The sequence below is a fragment of the Bradyrhizobium genosp. SA-3 genome, from assembly GCF_004212635.1.
In the GTDB taxonomy this organism is placed as follows: domain Bacteria; phylum Pseudomonadota; class Alphaproteobacteria; order Rhizobiales; family Xanthobacteraceae; genus Bradyrhizobium.
The window spans coordinates 26,131-39,569 of the sequence record NZ_PSRT01000021.1 but is presented as its reverse complement, the minus strand read 5'-3'; the positions used below and the strand labels follow the sequence as shown (position 1 = coordinate 39,569).

The following is a 13,439-nucleotide window of genomic DNA, read 5'->3' as shown; positions in this document are numbered from 1 at the left end:
CGAGGATCGGACATGCGCTGGCTGAAATTCACCGCGTCGGACAAGACATCCTGGGGGATCCTCGAGGGTGACAAGGTGATCGCGGTCGACGGCGATCCCTTCAGTGAATGGCAGCGCACCTCGCGCACGCATTCGCTGGCACAGGTCAAGATCGAGCTGCCACTGATCCCGCGCACCTTCTATTGCGTCGGCCTGAACTATCTGAAGCACTTGAAGGAGGCCGCCGACAAACGCGGTGAGGTGCCGGCGGTGCCCGACCGTCCCGAAATCGGCTATCGCGCGCAGAACGCGCTGATCGCACATGACCAGGATGTCGTGATCCCGTCCCTTGCGACGGACAAGATCCACTATGAAGGCGAGCTCGTCGTCGTCATCGGCAAGAAGGTGAAGCATCTCACCGAAGCGAACGCGATGGATTGCGTGTTCGGCTACACCATCGGCAACGACGTCAGCGAGCGGACTTGGCAGAAGGCCGATCGCAGCCTGTGGCGCTCCAAGAACGCCGACACGTTCAAGCCGATGGGCCCGTGGATCGAGACCGAGGCCGATCTCGAAAAGATGGAGACCATCGTCCGGGTCAACGGCAAGGAGACCAATCGCTTCCATACCAACGACATGATCTTCGGCGTGGTGCCGTTCCTGGTCGAGCTGACGAGGTATTTCACGCTATGGCCCGGCGACGTGATCTGGATGGGCACGGACGGCGCCTCGCCAGATATCAAGCACGGCGATGTCGTGGAGATCGAGATCACCGGCATCGGCACGTTGCGGAACAGGTTTGTGCGGGAGGGGCAATAGCTCAGCGCGCGGCCCGGGATCGGCCCTTCACATGATCGATGAAGGCTCGAAGCTTCGGCATGATTTGTCGATGGCTGGGATAGTAGAGAAACACCCCCGGCGTCATCGGCGCGAATTTCTCCAGCACGGCGACGAGTTTTCCCATTCTGACGGCGTCGGTCGCCAGCGGCCCTGGCACTTGCGCAAGGCCGACGCCTTCGACGGCGGCACCTAACATCGTCGGGAAGTCGTTGGCGATGAAGGGTCCCGCAACGGCAATCTCGATCGAACGACCGCCGTCGTTGAGCGACCACGGTGCGAGCGCACCGTTTGATCGCCGCAATCTCAGGCATGCGTGCTCGCGCAGATCGTCCGGCCGCCGGGGCCGGCCGCGACGTTCGAGGTAGGCCGGGCTGCCGACGATCAGGAAAGGCAACGGCTTCGTCAGGCGGACCGCAACCATGTCCGGGGAGATGAACTGCCCCATCCTGATGCCGGCATCGAAACCTCCAGCGGCGAGGTCGACCAGCTCTTCGCTTGCAGCAAGCTCCACCTCGATCTCCGGAAAGGCCTGACAGAACGAGGCGACCAGAGGCTCCAGCAGAATCGGCACGACCGAGCGCGGCACCGTGAGACGCAAGAGCCCGGCCGGCCGCTGTCCGAGGTCGCGCGCGGCCCCGCTTGCCGCGACGAGCTCCTCGAAGGCAGGCCTTGCGCGCGCAAAGAACCGTTCGCCGGCCTCGGTCAGACTGACGCTGCGAGTCGTGCGCAGGAACAGCACGGCGCCGACGCGTGCTTCGAGTGCGCGCACCGCCTGGCTGATCGCCGACGGCGTGACCCCGAGCTCAGCAGCCGCCCGGCGGAAACTGCGGTGCTGGGCGACGCTCAGGAACGCCTCCACACCGTCGAGCGCACCTTGCCGGACTGTGAAGTTCTGCTTCATGGCCTATCAATATTATCGCGAATAGTCGCCCTCGCAAAGACGGCTTACATCAGGATCGCAAATGCGCCGCGCCGCTGGGTGCGCCTGACATTTGCGACATCGCGGCAATGGCCGTGATCAGAGAGATGAATCCGATGAAGGCAATCCGCAACATCGTCCTGGCGCTCACCCTCACACTGACAGGTGTTACCTCCATGGCAGAGCCATCCCTTGCCCAAGCACAAACCACGTCACCGACAACCGGCGTGATGGTCATTCTGACTGTCAGGCCCGGCATCACACGCGAACAGGTCGTGGCCGTGATGCCCGATGAAATCAGGCAAACCACCCAGCTCTATCTCAACGGGATGGTTCGCGAATGGTATTCGCGGTCCGATGGGCGCGGAGCCGTCTTCCTGCTGAACGTCAAGGATGTCGCCGAAGGGCACGCCATCATGGAGGGCCTGCCGCTGGCGAAGCAGAATCTCATCGACCACGAGTACATCGCGGTCGGTCCGCTCATGCCGCTCCGCCTGCTCATGGCCAAACCCTGAGCGTCGCCACGTCGAGCCGGATCGATAGGCATCGTCCCGGCTCGACAGCATGGTCAACCATAGGGAATCCCAACGTGCCGAACTTCAATCTTCCATTCGTTCTCAGCGTCGCCGGCGCTTTCCTGACCAGCTCGGTGGTCGCTGCCATCTATGTTTGGCCGGCGATCCGCGTGATGCCGCGCTATGACGCCCTGAGACTCATCGCAGCTTTCCATGCGTTCAGGTTCTTGGGAATGAACTTCATGGTGACCGGGTTCGTCTCTGCGGAGTTGAGTTCGCGCTTTGCCGCCGAGGTGGGATGGGGTGATCTTATCGCTGCTGTCCTCGCGCTTCTGTCGATGGCAGCTCTCTCGTGGCGATGGTCGATCGCCATCCCGGTGGTCTGGATCTTCAACGTCTGGGGGATGCTTGATCTCCTGAACGCGTACTACATGGGCGCGACAAAGATCCCGGATCCCGGCCTGTTCGGCGCCGGCATTTATATCCCCACACTTTACGTACCACTGCTGCTCGTCGGCCACGCCCTTGCCTTCATGATTCTGCTCAGGGCCGGAACAGAGAAAAAAGTCCGTGACCTCGGACAGGATCGCGATCCGTCGGGTGCCGGCCGCGATGCTGCCCTTGCACGCGCCCGCAACCACGGCGCTCCAAATGGAGTGAGCACATGAGCACCAATGTTGTTTCCGCCACCATGACTGCCCAGCGTCCGCTCTGGCTCAGCCTGACCTGGACCGTGCCGTTCGCGCTGCTGTGGACTTGGCTGATCATCGCCCTACCCGCACTTCCGGAGAGCGGCTTTCCCGCCCTTGGCGTTCGGTTGATGACCCATGGACTCATTGCGCTCGGCTTGTGGCTCTGCCTCGAAAACACGGAATTGGCGCCGGCACAGCGCCGGGCAACCTGGTTGGCCTTGATGGTCCCCTTCACGCTCTGGGCAGCCGTCACCTGGACCGCAGCCATCAACGGCGCATTCGGCACCGGCGCTTCGCCCTTGCCGCTGCTTCCGGCGGCGATCCTGCTGCCGGTAATCGTCGGTGCGCCGGTGTTGCTGTTGTCGCAGCGGATCGGACAATTGCTCGATGCAATGCCGACGACCTGGCTCGTCGCCCTTCAACTCTACCGCATCTTCGGCAGCCAATGGCTGGCTTACTGGCTGCGCGGGCTGCTGCCGGGATTGTGGGGCTACCGGCAGGAACCGGCGATGTGCTGACTGGCCTGCTTGCCGTGCCGGCGGCCATGGCTTTGGCAACCGGGACAGCTGACGGACGGAAGGCAGGCATCTTCTGGAACGTCTTCGGCCTGGCGGACTTGGCTGTCGCGATCACCTTGGGGATGATCATGTCGCCGGGCCCGCTCCAGCTGATCATTCCGGACGGCCCGAGCATGGCCCTGGATCGTTTTCCGAACGTGCTGACCCCTGCCTTCGTCGTGCCATGCTCGATCCTGTTGCATCTCCTCTCGTTGCGCCAACTGCGCCGACGGTCGGAGACGGTGTGAGCCACGGATCCCTGGCGACATTGCTTCAAAACGGCAACGCCACGCCCGTCTTGATCTCCTTCAGCACCACGTTGCTGCGGACGTAGCGGATGCCGGGAATGCGGAACATGAACTCGTCCAAGAATCTGTTGTAGGCGGCCATGTCCTGCACGACGACGCGCAAGTGATAATCGGCATCTCCCGTGGTCGCAAAGCACTCCAGCACCTCGCGGCGCTTGGTGACCCGAGACACAAACTCGTCGACGAACTTCGCGTCATGCCGCTCCAGCGAGACGTGGAGGATGGCGGACATCGCGAAGCCCGCCCGCTCGCGATCGATCAGCGCGGCGTAGCCGCGGATGACGCGGCTTTCCTCCAGCGCGCGCACCCGCCGCCAGCAGGCCGAGGTGGACATGCCGACCTCGTCGGCAAGCTGCTGGTTGGTGGCGCGGCCATCCTTCTGGAGGTGCGCAAGAATCCGCGTGTCCTGCTCTTCGATCATGAAATCCCGCGCAACTGGATAATTCCACCGAATAGTAGGCCAAATCGGACATATCTACCAGAACTACCGCGTCTATCGGGAAAGATAGGTAAGACCTACCAGCCGCCCGGGCCTAACCTCTGCTGATCCGGCAGGGAATGCCGCGGGAGGTCCACATGGACGCCATTCCGTCCCTCGACACCTACGAACTCTCCGACCGCTATGACCGCGAGGAAGGCCGTGTCTTCCTCACGGGTACACAGGCGATCGTCCGGGTCGCACTCGACCAAGTCAGGCGCGATCGCGCGCGCGGCCTCAACACCGCCGGCTTCATCTCCGGCTATCGCGGCTCGCCGCTCGGCGGCATCGATCTCGAGCTCTGGCGCATCCCGGAACGGCTCAAGCGTGACCGCATTGAATTCCTCCCCGCCGTGAACGAAGACCTTGCGGCGACCGCCGTGCTCGGCTCACAGCAGGTCGAGACGCAAGCCGACCGCGAGGTCGATGGCGTGTTCGGGCTCTGGTATGGCAAGGGCCCCGGCGTCGACCGCTCCGGCGATGCGCTCAAGCACGGCAACGCCTATGGCTCCTCGCCGCATGGCGGCGTGCTGGTGGTTGCAGGCGACGACCATGGCTGCGTTTCGTCCTCGATGCCGCACCAGTCCGACGTCGCCTTCATGAGCTGGTTCATGCCGACGCTGCACCCCGCAAGCGTCAGCGAATACCTAGCATTCGGCGAATATGGCTACGCGCTGAGCCGCTTCTCCGGCATGTGGGTCGGCTTCAAGGCGATTTCGGAGATCGTGGAGTCGGGCGCCTCCGTGGCGCTAAGCCCGCCCCGCGACTTCCGCACGCCCGACTTCACGCCGCCACCGGGCGGCCTGCACTATCGCTGGCCCGACCTGCCCGGACCGCAGATCGAGGAGCGGCTGGAAGCGAAGAAGCACGCCGTCTACGCCTTTGCGAAGGCCAATCCGATCGACAGGCACATCTACGACATTCCGAACGCGACCTACGGCATCGTCACCACGGGCAAGGCGCATCTCGACCTGATGGAAGCGCTGCGGCTGTTGGGCCTCGATGAAGCGGCCTGCCGCAGCATCGGCATCGACGTTTACAAGGTCGGCATGGTCTGGCCGCTGGCGCTGCATGACGCGATGGAATTCGTGAAGGGCAAGCGCGAGATTCTCGTGGTCGAGGAGAAGCGCGGCATCATCGAGAGCCAGTTCAAGGAATATTTCTACGACTATCCGGGCGAGAAGCCCGAGCGCATGGTCGGCAAGCACGACGAGCAAGGAGCGCGGCTGATCTCCTGGATCGGCGAACTGTCGCCGCGCGCGCTGACTGCCGTGCTGGCGCGCCGGCTCGACCCGATGTTTCCGGGACTCAATCTCGCCGCGCGGGCAGCTGCCTTGATGCCGGAGGCGGCACGCACGATCAACGTCCCAGGAGCAACGCGCACACCGTATTTCTGCTCGGGATGTCCGCACAATACGTCGACGAAAGTGCCGGAGGGCTCCAAGGCACTCGCCGGCATCGGCTGCCATTTCATGGCGAGCTGGATGGACCGCGAGACCTCCTCGTTGATCCAGATGGGCGGCGAGGGCGTGAACTGGGCGGCTTCATCGAAATTCACCGGCCACAAGCACGTGTTCCAGAATCTCGGTGAAGGCACCTATTATCACTCGGGCTCGATGGCGATCCGGCAGGCGATCGCCGCCAAGGCCAACATCACCTACAAGATCCTGTTCAACGACGCCGTCGCAATGACCGGCGGCCAGCCGGTCGACGGGCCCATCAGCGTGCATGCCATCGCTCACAGCGTCCGCGCCGAAGGTGTTGAGCGCATCGCGCTGGTGTCGGACCATCCCGCGCAATTTTCTCCGCCCGACCTGCCAACCGGCGTCACAATCCATCCACGCGAGGAGATGGACGCCGTGCAGCGCGAACTGCGCGACGTGCCCGGCGTCTCCGTGCTGATCTACCAGCAGACTTGCGCCACCGAGAAGCGCCGGCGGCGCAAGCGCGGCCAGATGGACGACCCAAAGCGCTTTGCCTACATCAATGATCTCGTCTGCGAAGGCTGCGGCGATTGCTCGGTCGAATCCAACTGTCTCAGCGTCGAGCCGAAGGAAACGCCGTTCGGCCGCAAGCGCCAGATCAATCTCTCGGCCTGCAACAAGGACTTTTCCTGCCTCAACGGCTTCTGTCCCAGCTTTGTTACCGTCGAGGGCGCGACGCGCCGGAAGAAGGCCGCGAGCCAGATCGACGCGATCGGCCGCGCCGCGACGCTTCCCCTGCCCGCCTTCGCGACGCTCGACCGGCCCTACGACCTGCTGGTGACCGGCGTCGGCGGCACCGGCGTGATCACGGTCGGTGCGCTGATCGGCATGGCCGCGCATCTCGAGCGAAGCGGCGTCTCGGTGCTGGATTTCACCGGTTTGCGCAAAATTCGGGCCCGTGCTGAGCTACATCCGGCTTGCCGCTTCCCCCGAGGCGCTGCACCAGGTGCGCATCGACCAGGGCGCGGCCGATGCGCTGATCGGCTGCGACCTCGTCGTGAGCTCCTCGCCGAAGGCCTCCGGCACCTACCGCCGTGGCACGCGCGCCGCGCTCAATACCGCGGAGATGCCGACCGGCGACGTCGTCCGCTTCCGCGACGCCGACCTCGCCTCGCCTGCCCGCCTGCGCGCGATCGGCCGCGTGATCGGCGACAGCAATCTCGACACGCTCAACGCGAATGCGTTGGCCGAACGGCTGCTCGGCGATGCCGTCTATGCCAACATCATCATGCTGGGCTTTGCCTGGCAGCACGGACTGGTGCCGGTCTCGCTGCAAGCGCTGCTGCGGGCGATCGAGCTCAACGGCGTCGCCGTCGATCGCAACAAGCAGGCGTTCGCCTGGGGCCGCATCGCCGCTGCCGATCCGGAATTTCTGCCGAAGATGGACGATATGCCCGCGGTCGAGACACTCGACCAGCTCGTTGAACGCCGCGCCGATTTCCTCACCGCCTATCAGGACGAAGCCTATGCGACGCATTACCGGAGAATGGTCGCCAGAGTCCGCGCCGCCGAGTCCGCTCTGAGCAGCGAGGCCCTGACCGATGCGGTGGCCCGCGCCCTGTTCAAGCTGATGGCCTACAAGGACGAGTACGAGGTGGCGCGGCTGCACATGCAGAGCGGCTTCATCGACGAATTGAAGCGCGAGTTCGAGGATGGCTTCAGCATCCACTATCACCTTGCGCCGCCATTTCTGCCGTCAAGACGCGACGCACGTGGACGTCCGCGCAAGCGCGCCTTCGGGCAGTGGATCCAGATGCCGCTCGCCATGCTGGCGCGATTGAAGGGGCTGCGCGGAACACCGTTCGATCCATTCGGCTACACTGCCGAACGGCGCGCCGAGCGGGAGCTGATCGCCTGGTACGAGGGCCTGATCGACCGGATGCTCGGCGAACTCGACGCGGCACGCCTGGCAGATCTCATCGTTGTGGCCAAGGCCCCCATGAACATCCGCGGCTATGGGCCCGTGAAAGAGGCTGCCATCGCCTCGGTCAAGACCGAGGTCGAATCCCTGCTGGCGCAGCCGGTAACGGCGCGAGCGGCCTGACCGCCGCGCCACTCATGAATAGGGATTGATCAGCTTCTGCTGCTCGGCGCTGTGATGCACGAGCATGTCGATGAAGGTCCTCACCTTCGCCGACAGATGGTGGCGGTGCGGATAGACCGCGTTCATCGACATCTCGACCGGGCGATATTCGGGCAGGAGCCGAACGAGGTGGCCTGCTTCAAGATCGTCCTGAACCAGAAACCCGGCCATCAGGCAGACGGCAGCGCCCTCCAGTGCGACTTTCCGCAGCGCTTCCCCGCTATTAGTGACGAAGCGGCCGGAGATGCGTACCGAGGCCGGGGCACCCTTGCGATCGAAGAAGCGCCACTCGTCGCCGAAAGGATAGTTCAAGTGACGCGCACAATGGTGCGCGGCGAGTTCGTCGAGCTTCTGAACACGACCATGCCTCTCGAGATAATCGTGCGAACAGCACAGCACGTGCCGCCAGGTGGCGAGACTGCGCACGATCAGGCTCGAATCCGGCGGCGCGGTCATACGCAGGGCGACGTCATAGCCTTCCTCGATGAGGTCGACGTCGGCCTCGCCCATGCGCAGGTCGATCTTGAGCTCCGGATAAGTCGACAGGAGCTGCGCCACCACCGGCGCGACGAACGGCACCATGTGCGTGGCGACGTGGATGCGCAGCGTACCGCGGGGCACCGACTGCAATTCGCTCGCGATGTCGTCGGCCTGCTCGAGATCGGCGAGGATCTGCGTGGCGCGGTCGTAATAGGCCTTGCCGATCTCGGTGAGGCTGACCTTGCGCGTGGTGCGATTGAGCAGCCGCACGCCGAGCCGGTCCTCCAGCGCCTGGACGTGGTTGCTCACCATGCTGGTCGACATGTTGAGCTTGCGGGCTGCTGCGGAAAAGCCGCCGGTCTCGACCACCCGGCTGAAGACTTCGAGGCTGGTCAATCGGTCCATGCCGCCTGATTATCCGCTCTTGATCGATAATCGCAAGGAATTCGCCGGGATTATCTAACAGATCACCCAGGCGGTCTCGCCCGCCTAGCTTCGCGCGACATGGGCCCTCGTTAGCAGCAATTGCGCGACAGATGCGGCAATCGCTCTGGGGCAGTGGCACATCCGGTTCGGTAGACCTCAGACATCAAAGCGATATCCCCCGGACTATCCACCCTTAATGGATAATCCTTCCGATATTTCGCTAATTATCACCGGAGTAAGAAAGACAGATAGTCTCAGCACGCCGATAGGAGACCGCCATGTCCGAAATGCCGCGCACCGAAAACTTCCAGCAAGCAACTGAAATCATTAATGTTTACTCCAAGACGCCGCGCCTGCCGGCCCGGACGTTGGTCCGGCGCGCCGCGTTGGTGCTCGCGCTCCTCGCAGGCACGGCAACGGTTGCCTATTTCGGACATGACTATTGGACCACCGGCCGCTACCTCGAATCCACCGACGACGCCTACGTGAAGGCCGATTCCACGATCATCGCGCCAAAGGTCTCCGGCTACATCGCGAAGGTGCTGGTTGGCGACAACGAGAAGGTCAAAGCGGGCCAGGCGCTGGCCAAGATCGACGATCGTGACTTCAAGGCAGCGCTCGACCAGGCCCGCGCCGATGTCGCCGCCGGCGAAGCCTCGGTGCGCAACATCGATGCCCAGCTCGAATTGCAGCAGCCGATCATCGCGCAGAGCACCGCCGACGTCACCGCTGCGGACGCCAATCTGAAATTCGCCCAGGAGGAACGCGCCCGCTACGACGATCTGATGAAGACGGGCTCCGGCACGATCCAGCGCGCGCAGCAGACCGATGCGGCGCTGCGCGCCAGCGCCGCGCAACTGCAGCACGCCAAATCCGGCCTCTTGGCGGCGCAGCGCAAGGTCGACGTACTCACCACCCAGCGCGCCCAGGCGGCGGCCCAGCTCGAACGCGCTCGCGCGGTGGCGCAGCAGGCGGCGCTGAACCTGTCCTACACTGAGATCACAGCGCCGGTCGACGGCACGGTTGGCGCACGTTCGCTGCGCGTCGGCCAGTACGTGCAGGCCGGCACACAGCTGATGGCCGTGGTGCCGCTCGATGCGGTCTATGTCGTTGCAAACTTCAAGGAGACTCAGCTCACGCATATGCGTCCCGGCCAGCCGGTCGAGCTGCGCGTCGACAGCTTCCGCGGTCAGACCCTGCGCGGCCATATCGACAGCCTGTCGCCGGCGAGCGGGCTCGAATTCGCCCTGCTGCCGCCGGACAACGCCACCGGCAACTTCACCAAGATCGTGCAGCGCGTGCCGGTGAAGATCGTGCTCGACGATCATAACCTCACCGGTCTGCTGCGCCCCGGCATGTCCGCGGTGCCGACCGTCGACACCAAGCAGGCGGTGCTGGCCGAACGCGAGACGACCAGGCATCTCGCCGACAACACATCCCGTCCGAACGGCGGCTGAAGCTGACGAGGCTTCCATGAGCACGCTCCAACCCACCCTCAACGCCGCAGCCGGCCTCGCCGCTCCTGCTGCGCCCGCCACGCCGGCGGTTTCCGCAAGAATATGGATCGCGGTGATCGGCGCGACGCTGGGCGCCTTCATGGCGGTGCTGAACATCCAGATCGTCAACGCCTCGCTGGCCGACATCCAAGGTGCGATCGGCGCCGGCATCGACGACGGCGGCTGGATCTCGACCTCCTATCTGATCGCCGAGATCGTGGTGATCCCGCTCTCCGGCTGGCTCGCGCAGGTGTTCTCGATCCGGATTTATCTCCTTACCAACGCGATCCTGTTTTTGGCGCTGTCCGCGGCCTGCGCGTTGGCGCAGGATCTGTCGCAGATGATCGTGCTGCGCGCGGTGCAAGGCTTCACCGGCGGCGTGCTGATTCCGATGGCCTTCACGCTGATCATCACGTTGCTGCCGCGCGGAAAACAGCCGGTGGGCCTTGCCCTGTTCGCGCTGTCGGCGACCTTCGCACCCGCGATCGGCCCGACCATCGGCGGCTATCTCACCGAGAATTTCGGCTGGCAATACATCTTCTACGTCAACCTCGTGCCCGGCGCGATCATGGTCGGCATGCTCTGGTACGCGCTCGACGCAAGGCCGATGAAGCTTTCGCTCCTGCGCGAGGGCGACTGGGTCGGCATCATCACCATGGCAATCGGCCTGTCCGCGCTCCAGACCGTGCTGGAGGAAGGCAACAAGGACGACTGGTTCGGCTCGCCCTTCATCGTGAAACTGTCGGTGATCGCCGTCGTTGCGCTGACTGCGTTCCTGATCATCGAGCTCACGGTCAAGAAGCCGCTCCTGAACCTTCGCCTGCTCGTGCGCCGCAATTTCGGCTTCGGCATGCTCGCAAACTTCCTGCTCGGCGTCGCGCTCTACGGCTCGGTCTTCATCCTGCCGCAATATCTGGCTCGCATCCAGGGCTACAACGCCGAGCAGATCGGCTTGGTGCTGGCATGGACCGGGCTGCCGCAACTCATGCTGATTCCGCTGGTGCCGCGGCTGATGCAGAAGTTCGACGCGCGGATCATCATCGGTGTCGGTTTCGTCCTGTTCGCGGCCTCCAACTTCATGAACATCACCATGACCAGCAACTATGCCGCCGATCAGTTGCTCTGGCCCAATGTGGTTCGGGCGATCGGCCAGGCGCTGGTGATGGCACCGCTGTCGGCCGTCGCGACATCAGGCATCGAGCCGGAGAATGCGGGCTCGGCGTCCGGCCTGTTCAACATGACGCGCAATCTCGGCGGCGCCGTCGGCATCGCGCTGCTCCAGACCGTGCTGACCAAGCGCGAGCAGTATCACTCCAACGTGCTGATGCAGTCGGTCTCGGTGTTCGAGCAGGCGACGCGCACACGGCTGGAGCAACTCACGCAATATTTCATCAATCACGGCATCCTCGACCATGCGGATGCGTCCCATCGTGCCTATGTCGCGATCGGCCGTATCGTGCAGAAGCAGGCCTATATCCTCGCCTTCAGCGACACCTTCTATCTGCTCGGCGCGGCGCTGATCGTGGCCCTGATCGCCGCTCTCTTCCTGAAGAAGCCGGGCCAGACTTCCGCCGGCGGAGCCCACTGACCTCACCCCACGAAAGGAGAACGACCATGAAGCCCCGCATGAACTACTACCAGGCCGCGCCCGACACGATCAAAGCACTGATGGCGCTGGAGACGCAGATCCAATCGACGGGCCTGGAGAAATCACTGATCGAGCTCGTCAAGATCAGGGCCTCGCAGATCAATGGCTGTGCCTATTGCATCAACATGCACACCGAGGATGCGCGCAAGCGCGGCGAGACCGAGCAGCGCATCTATCTGCTCGACGCCTGGCGCGAATCCCCGCTCTATTCCGACCGCGAGCGCGCCGCGCTGGCCTGGACGGAAGCGGTGACGCTGATCTCGCAGACGCATGCGCCTGATGACGTCTATGAGCAGGTCCGGGCGCATTTCTCCGAGGAGGAGACCGTGAACCTGACCATGCTGATCGGCGCCATCAACGCCTGGAACAGGATTGCGATCTCGTTCCGCGCGGTTCACCCGGTGAAGGTGAAAGCGTCGGTGGCGTAGCCGCAGCGTGCACCTCGCGGGCAAGCCTCGTAGGGTGGGCAAAGCGAAGCGTGCCCACCGCTTTTCAGCGAATGCGAGAAAAGATGTGGGCACGGCGCAAGCGCGCCTTTGCCCACCCTACCAGAGCGCCGCCTAAATCGCCGTCGCCTTGGCGAACTCCACGTAGATCTCGCGCAGCCGCGTTGCCATCGGGCCGGGTTTGCCGTCGCCGATCTTCTTGCCGTCGATCGCGACCACCGGCTGGACGAACAGTGAGGCCGACGTCGCAAAAGCCTCCTTGGCGGCGAGCGCCTCGGCCACCGTGAAAGAACGCTCCTCGACGCGGAGCTGGCGCTCTTCGGCGAGCGCCACCACGGCCTTGCGGGTGCAGCCCGGCAGGATCGCGTTGGAGTTCTTGCGGGTCACGATGACGTCGTCCTGTGTCAGGATGAATGCCGAGGACGAGCCGCCTTCGGTGACATAGCCGTCTTGCAGCATCCAGGCTTCGCCGGCGCCGGCTTCCGCCGCGACCTGCTTCGCCAGCACCTGCGCCAGCAGCGCCACGCTCTTGATGTCGCGCCGCTCCCAGCGGATGTCGGGCACGGTGATCACGTTGATGCCGGTCTTCGCCGACGCCGCGTTGATGATGTCCTTCTCGGAGGTGAACATCACCAGGCTCGACTTGACGTCGCCCTTGGGAAACGCGAAGTCGCGGCCCTTGTCGGCGCCACGCGTCACCTGGAGGTAGACGAGGCCGTTCTCGACCTTGTTGCGCGCGATCAGCTCCTTCTGAAGCTCGGTGATGCGCTCGACCGTCTCGGGCAACTTCAGCTTGATCTCGCCGACCGAGCGCTCCAGCCGCGCCAGGTGCGAGGCGTTGTCGACCAGCTTGCCGTCGAGCACGGCCGAGACCTCGTAGATGCCATCGGCGAACAGGAAGCCGCGATCGAGGATCGAGACTTTCGCGTCCGAGAGCGGGACGAATGAGCCGTTGACGTAGGCGATCGAGTCCAAGGCAGGTCTCCTGGCGAAAAAGGGTTAACGCGCTTATACGCGAAATGGGGGGAGCGAGCACCCATCTATTCGTCATTCCGGGGCATTCGCAAAGCGAATGGGCTACGATGCAC

At 63.9% G+C, this 13,439-nt stretch carries 12 protein-coding genes and 1 pseudogene; 9 read left to right on the top strand and 4 right to left on the bottom strand.

What is annotated here, in order from left to right; all coding sequences use genetic code 11:
- Positions 1-12 precede the first annotated feature (12 nt).
- Positions 13-798: a fumarylacetoacetate hydrolase family protein gene (locus CWO91_RS09540; RefSeq protein ID WP_130213238.1), complete on the top strand. Its 786-nt coding sequence runs from the start codon at positions 13-15 to the stop codon at positions 796-798.
- A 1-nt stretch (position 799) separates the two neighbouring features.
- Here the strand turns inward: CWO91_RS09540 and CWO91_RS09535 are convergent, their stop codons facing one another.
- Positions 800-1,720 (bottom strand): LysR substrate-binding domain-containing protein, encoded by a 921-nt coding sequence (locus tag CWO91_RS09535; protein WP_130213237.1) that lies wholly within the window; start codon positions 1,718-1,720, stop codon positions 800-802.
- Between the two features lie 107 nt (positions 1,721-1,827).
- Between CWO91_RS09535 and CWO91_RS09530 the strand changes: the two genes are divergently transcribed.
- From CWO91_RS09530 to CWO91_RS44135, 4 genes are all read left to right on the top strand, one after another.
- On the top strand, positions 1,828-2,253 hold the full coding sequence (locus CWO91_RS09530; protein WP_130213236.1) for a hypothetical protein: 426 nt from the start codon (positions 1,828-1,830) through the stop codon (positions 2,251-2,253).
- Between the two features lie 74 nt (positions 2,254-2,327).
- Positions 2,328-2,921: a hypothetical protein gene (locus CWO91_RS09525; protein ID WP_245471186.1), complete on the top strand. Its 594-nt coding sequence runs from the start codon at positions 2,328-2,330 to the stop codon at positions 2,919-2,921.
- Positions 2,918-3,463, top strand: coding sequence for a hypothetical protein (locus CWO91_RS09520; RefSeq protein ID WP_245471185.1), 546 nt, complete (start codon positions 2,918-2,920; stop codon positions 3,461-3,463). The genes CWO91_RS09525 and CWO91_RS09520 overlap by 4 nt, the downstream gene beginning before the upstream one ends.
- Positions 3,457-3,750 carry a hypothetical protein gene (locus tag CWO91_RS44135; RefSeq protein WP_245471184.1) on the top strand — a complete coding sequence of 98 codons (294 nt, stop codon included), beginning with the start codon at positions 3,457-3,459 and terminating at the stop codon, positions 3,748-3,750. The genes CWO91_RS09520 and CWO91_RS44135 overlap by 7 nt, the downstream gene beginning before the upstream one ends.
- A 25-nt stretch (positions 3,751-3,775) precedes the next feature.
- Here CWO91_RS44135 and CWO91_RS09515 read toward each other — a convergent pair whose 3' ends face one another.
- The gene (locus CWO91_RS09515; protein ID WP_091887029.1) at positions 3,776-4,231 is read right to left on the bottom strand and encodes an Lrp/AsnC family transcriptional regulator; all 456 of its coding nucleotides are present in this window, start codon (positions 4,229-4,231) and stop codon (positions 3,776-3,778) included.
- A 155-nt stretch (positions 4,232-4,386) separates the two neighbouring features.
- On the opposite strand from CWO91_RS09515, the pseudogene CWO91_RS09510 reads away from it, so the two are divergent.
- Positions 4,387-7,816: pseudogene (locus CWO91_RS09510) on the top strand (indolepyruvate ferredoxin oxidoreductase family protein).
- Positions 7,817-7,828: 12 nt separating this feature from the next.
- Here the strand turns inward: CWO91_RS09510 and CWO91_RS09505 are convergent.
- Positions 7,829-8,740 carry a LysR family transcriptional regulator gene (locus CWO91_RS09505; protein WP_091887033.1) on the bottom strand — a complete coding sequence of 304 codons (912 nt, stop codon included), beginning with the start codon at positions 8,738-8,740 and terminating at the stop codon, positions 7,829-7,831.
- Positions 8,741-9,039: 299 nt separating this feature from the next.
- Here CWO91_RS09505 and CWO91_RS09500 point away from each other — a divergent pair, with 299 nt between their 5' ends.
- Genes CWO91_RS09500 through CWO91_RS09490 form a run of 3 tightly spaced genes read left to right on the top strand, consistent with a single transcriptional unit; the run spans position 9,040 to position 12,333 of the window.
- Complete coding sequence (locus tag CWO91_RS09500) at positions 9,040-10,218, top strand: HlyD family secretion protein (protein WP_130213235.1); 1,179 nt, start codon at positions 9,040-9,042, stop codon at positions 10,216-10,218.
- Between the two features lie 16 nt (positions 10,219-10,234).
- Positions 10,235-11,845, top strand: a complete 1,611-nt coding sequence (locus CWO91_RS09495; RefSeq protein WP_130213234.1) for a DHA2 family efflux MFS transporter permease subunit — start codon at positions 10,235-10,237, stop codon at positions 11,843-11,845.
- Positions 11,846-11,871: 26 nt separating this feature from the next.
- On the top strand, positions 11,872-12,333 hold the full coding sequence (locus CWO91_RS09490) for a carboxymuconolactone decarboxylase family protein (protein WP_130213233.1): 462 nt from the start codon (positions 11,872-11,874) through the stop codon (positions 12,331-12,333).
- Positions 12,334-12,465: 132 nt separating this feature from the next.
- Here CWO91_RS09490 and CWO91_RS09485 read toward each other — a convergent pair whose 3' ends face one another.
- On the bottom strand, positions 12,466-13,326 hold the full coding sequence (locus CWO91_RS09485; RefSeq protein WP_130213232.1) for a D-amino-acid transaminase: 861 nt from the start codon (positions 13,324-13,326) through the stop codon (positions 12,466-12,468).
- Positions 13,327-13,439: the final 113 nt, after the last annotated feature.

Coding starts and splice junctions, on each gene's coding strand:
- CWO91_RS09540 (WP_130213238.1), top strand. CDS start 13: ATGCGCTGGCTGAAATTCACCGCGTCGGACAAGACATCCTGGGGGATC.
- CWO91_RS09535 (WP_130213237.1), bottom strand. CDS start 1,720: ATGAAGCAGAACTTCACAGTCCGGCAAGGTGCGCTCGACGGTGTGGAG.
- CWO91_RS09530 (WP_130213236.1), top strand. CDS start 1,828: ATGGCCGTGATCAGAGAGATGAATCCGATGAAGGCAATCCGCAACATC.
- CWO91_RS09520 (WP_245471185.1), top strand. CDS start 2,918: ATGAGCACCAATGTTGTTTCCGCCACCATGACTGCCCAGCGTCCGCTC.
- CWO91_RS09515 (WP_091887029.1), bottom strand. CDS start 4,231: ATGATCGAAGAGCAGGACACGCGGATTCTTGCGCACCTCCAGAAGGAT.
- CWO91_RS09505 (WP_091887033.1), bottom strand. CDS start 8,740: ATGGACCGATTGACCAGCCTCGAAGTCTTCAGCCGGGTGGTCGAGACC.
- CWO91_RS09500 (WP_130213235.1), top strand. CDS start 9,040: ATGTCCGAAATGCCGCGCACCGAAAACTTCCAGCAAGCAACTGAAATC.
- CWO91_RS09495 (WP_130213234.1), top strand. CDS start 10,235: ATGAGCACGCTCCAACCCACCCTCAACGCCGCAGCCGGCCTCGCCGCT.
- CWO91_RS09490 (WP_130213233.1), top strand. CDS start 11,872: ATGAAGCCCCGCATGAACTACTACCAGGCCGCGCCCGACACGATCAAA.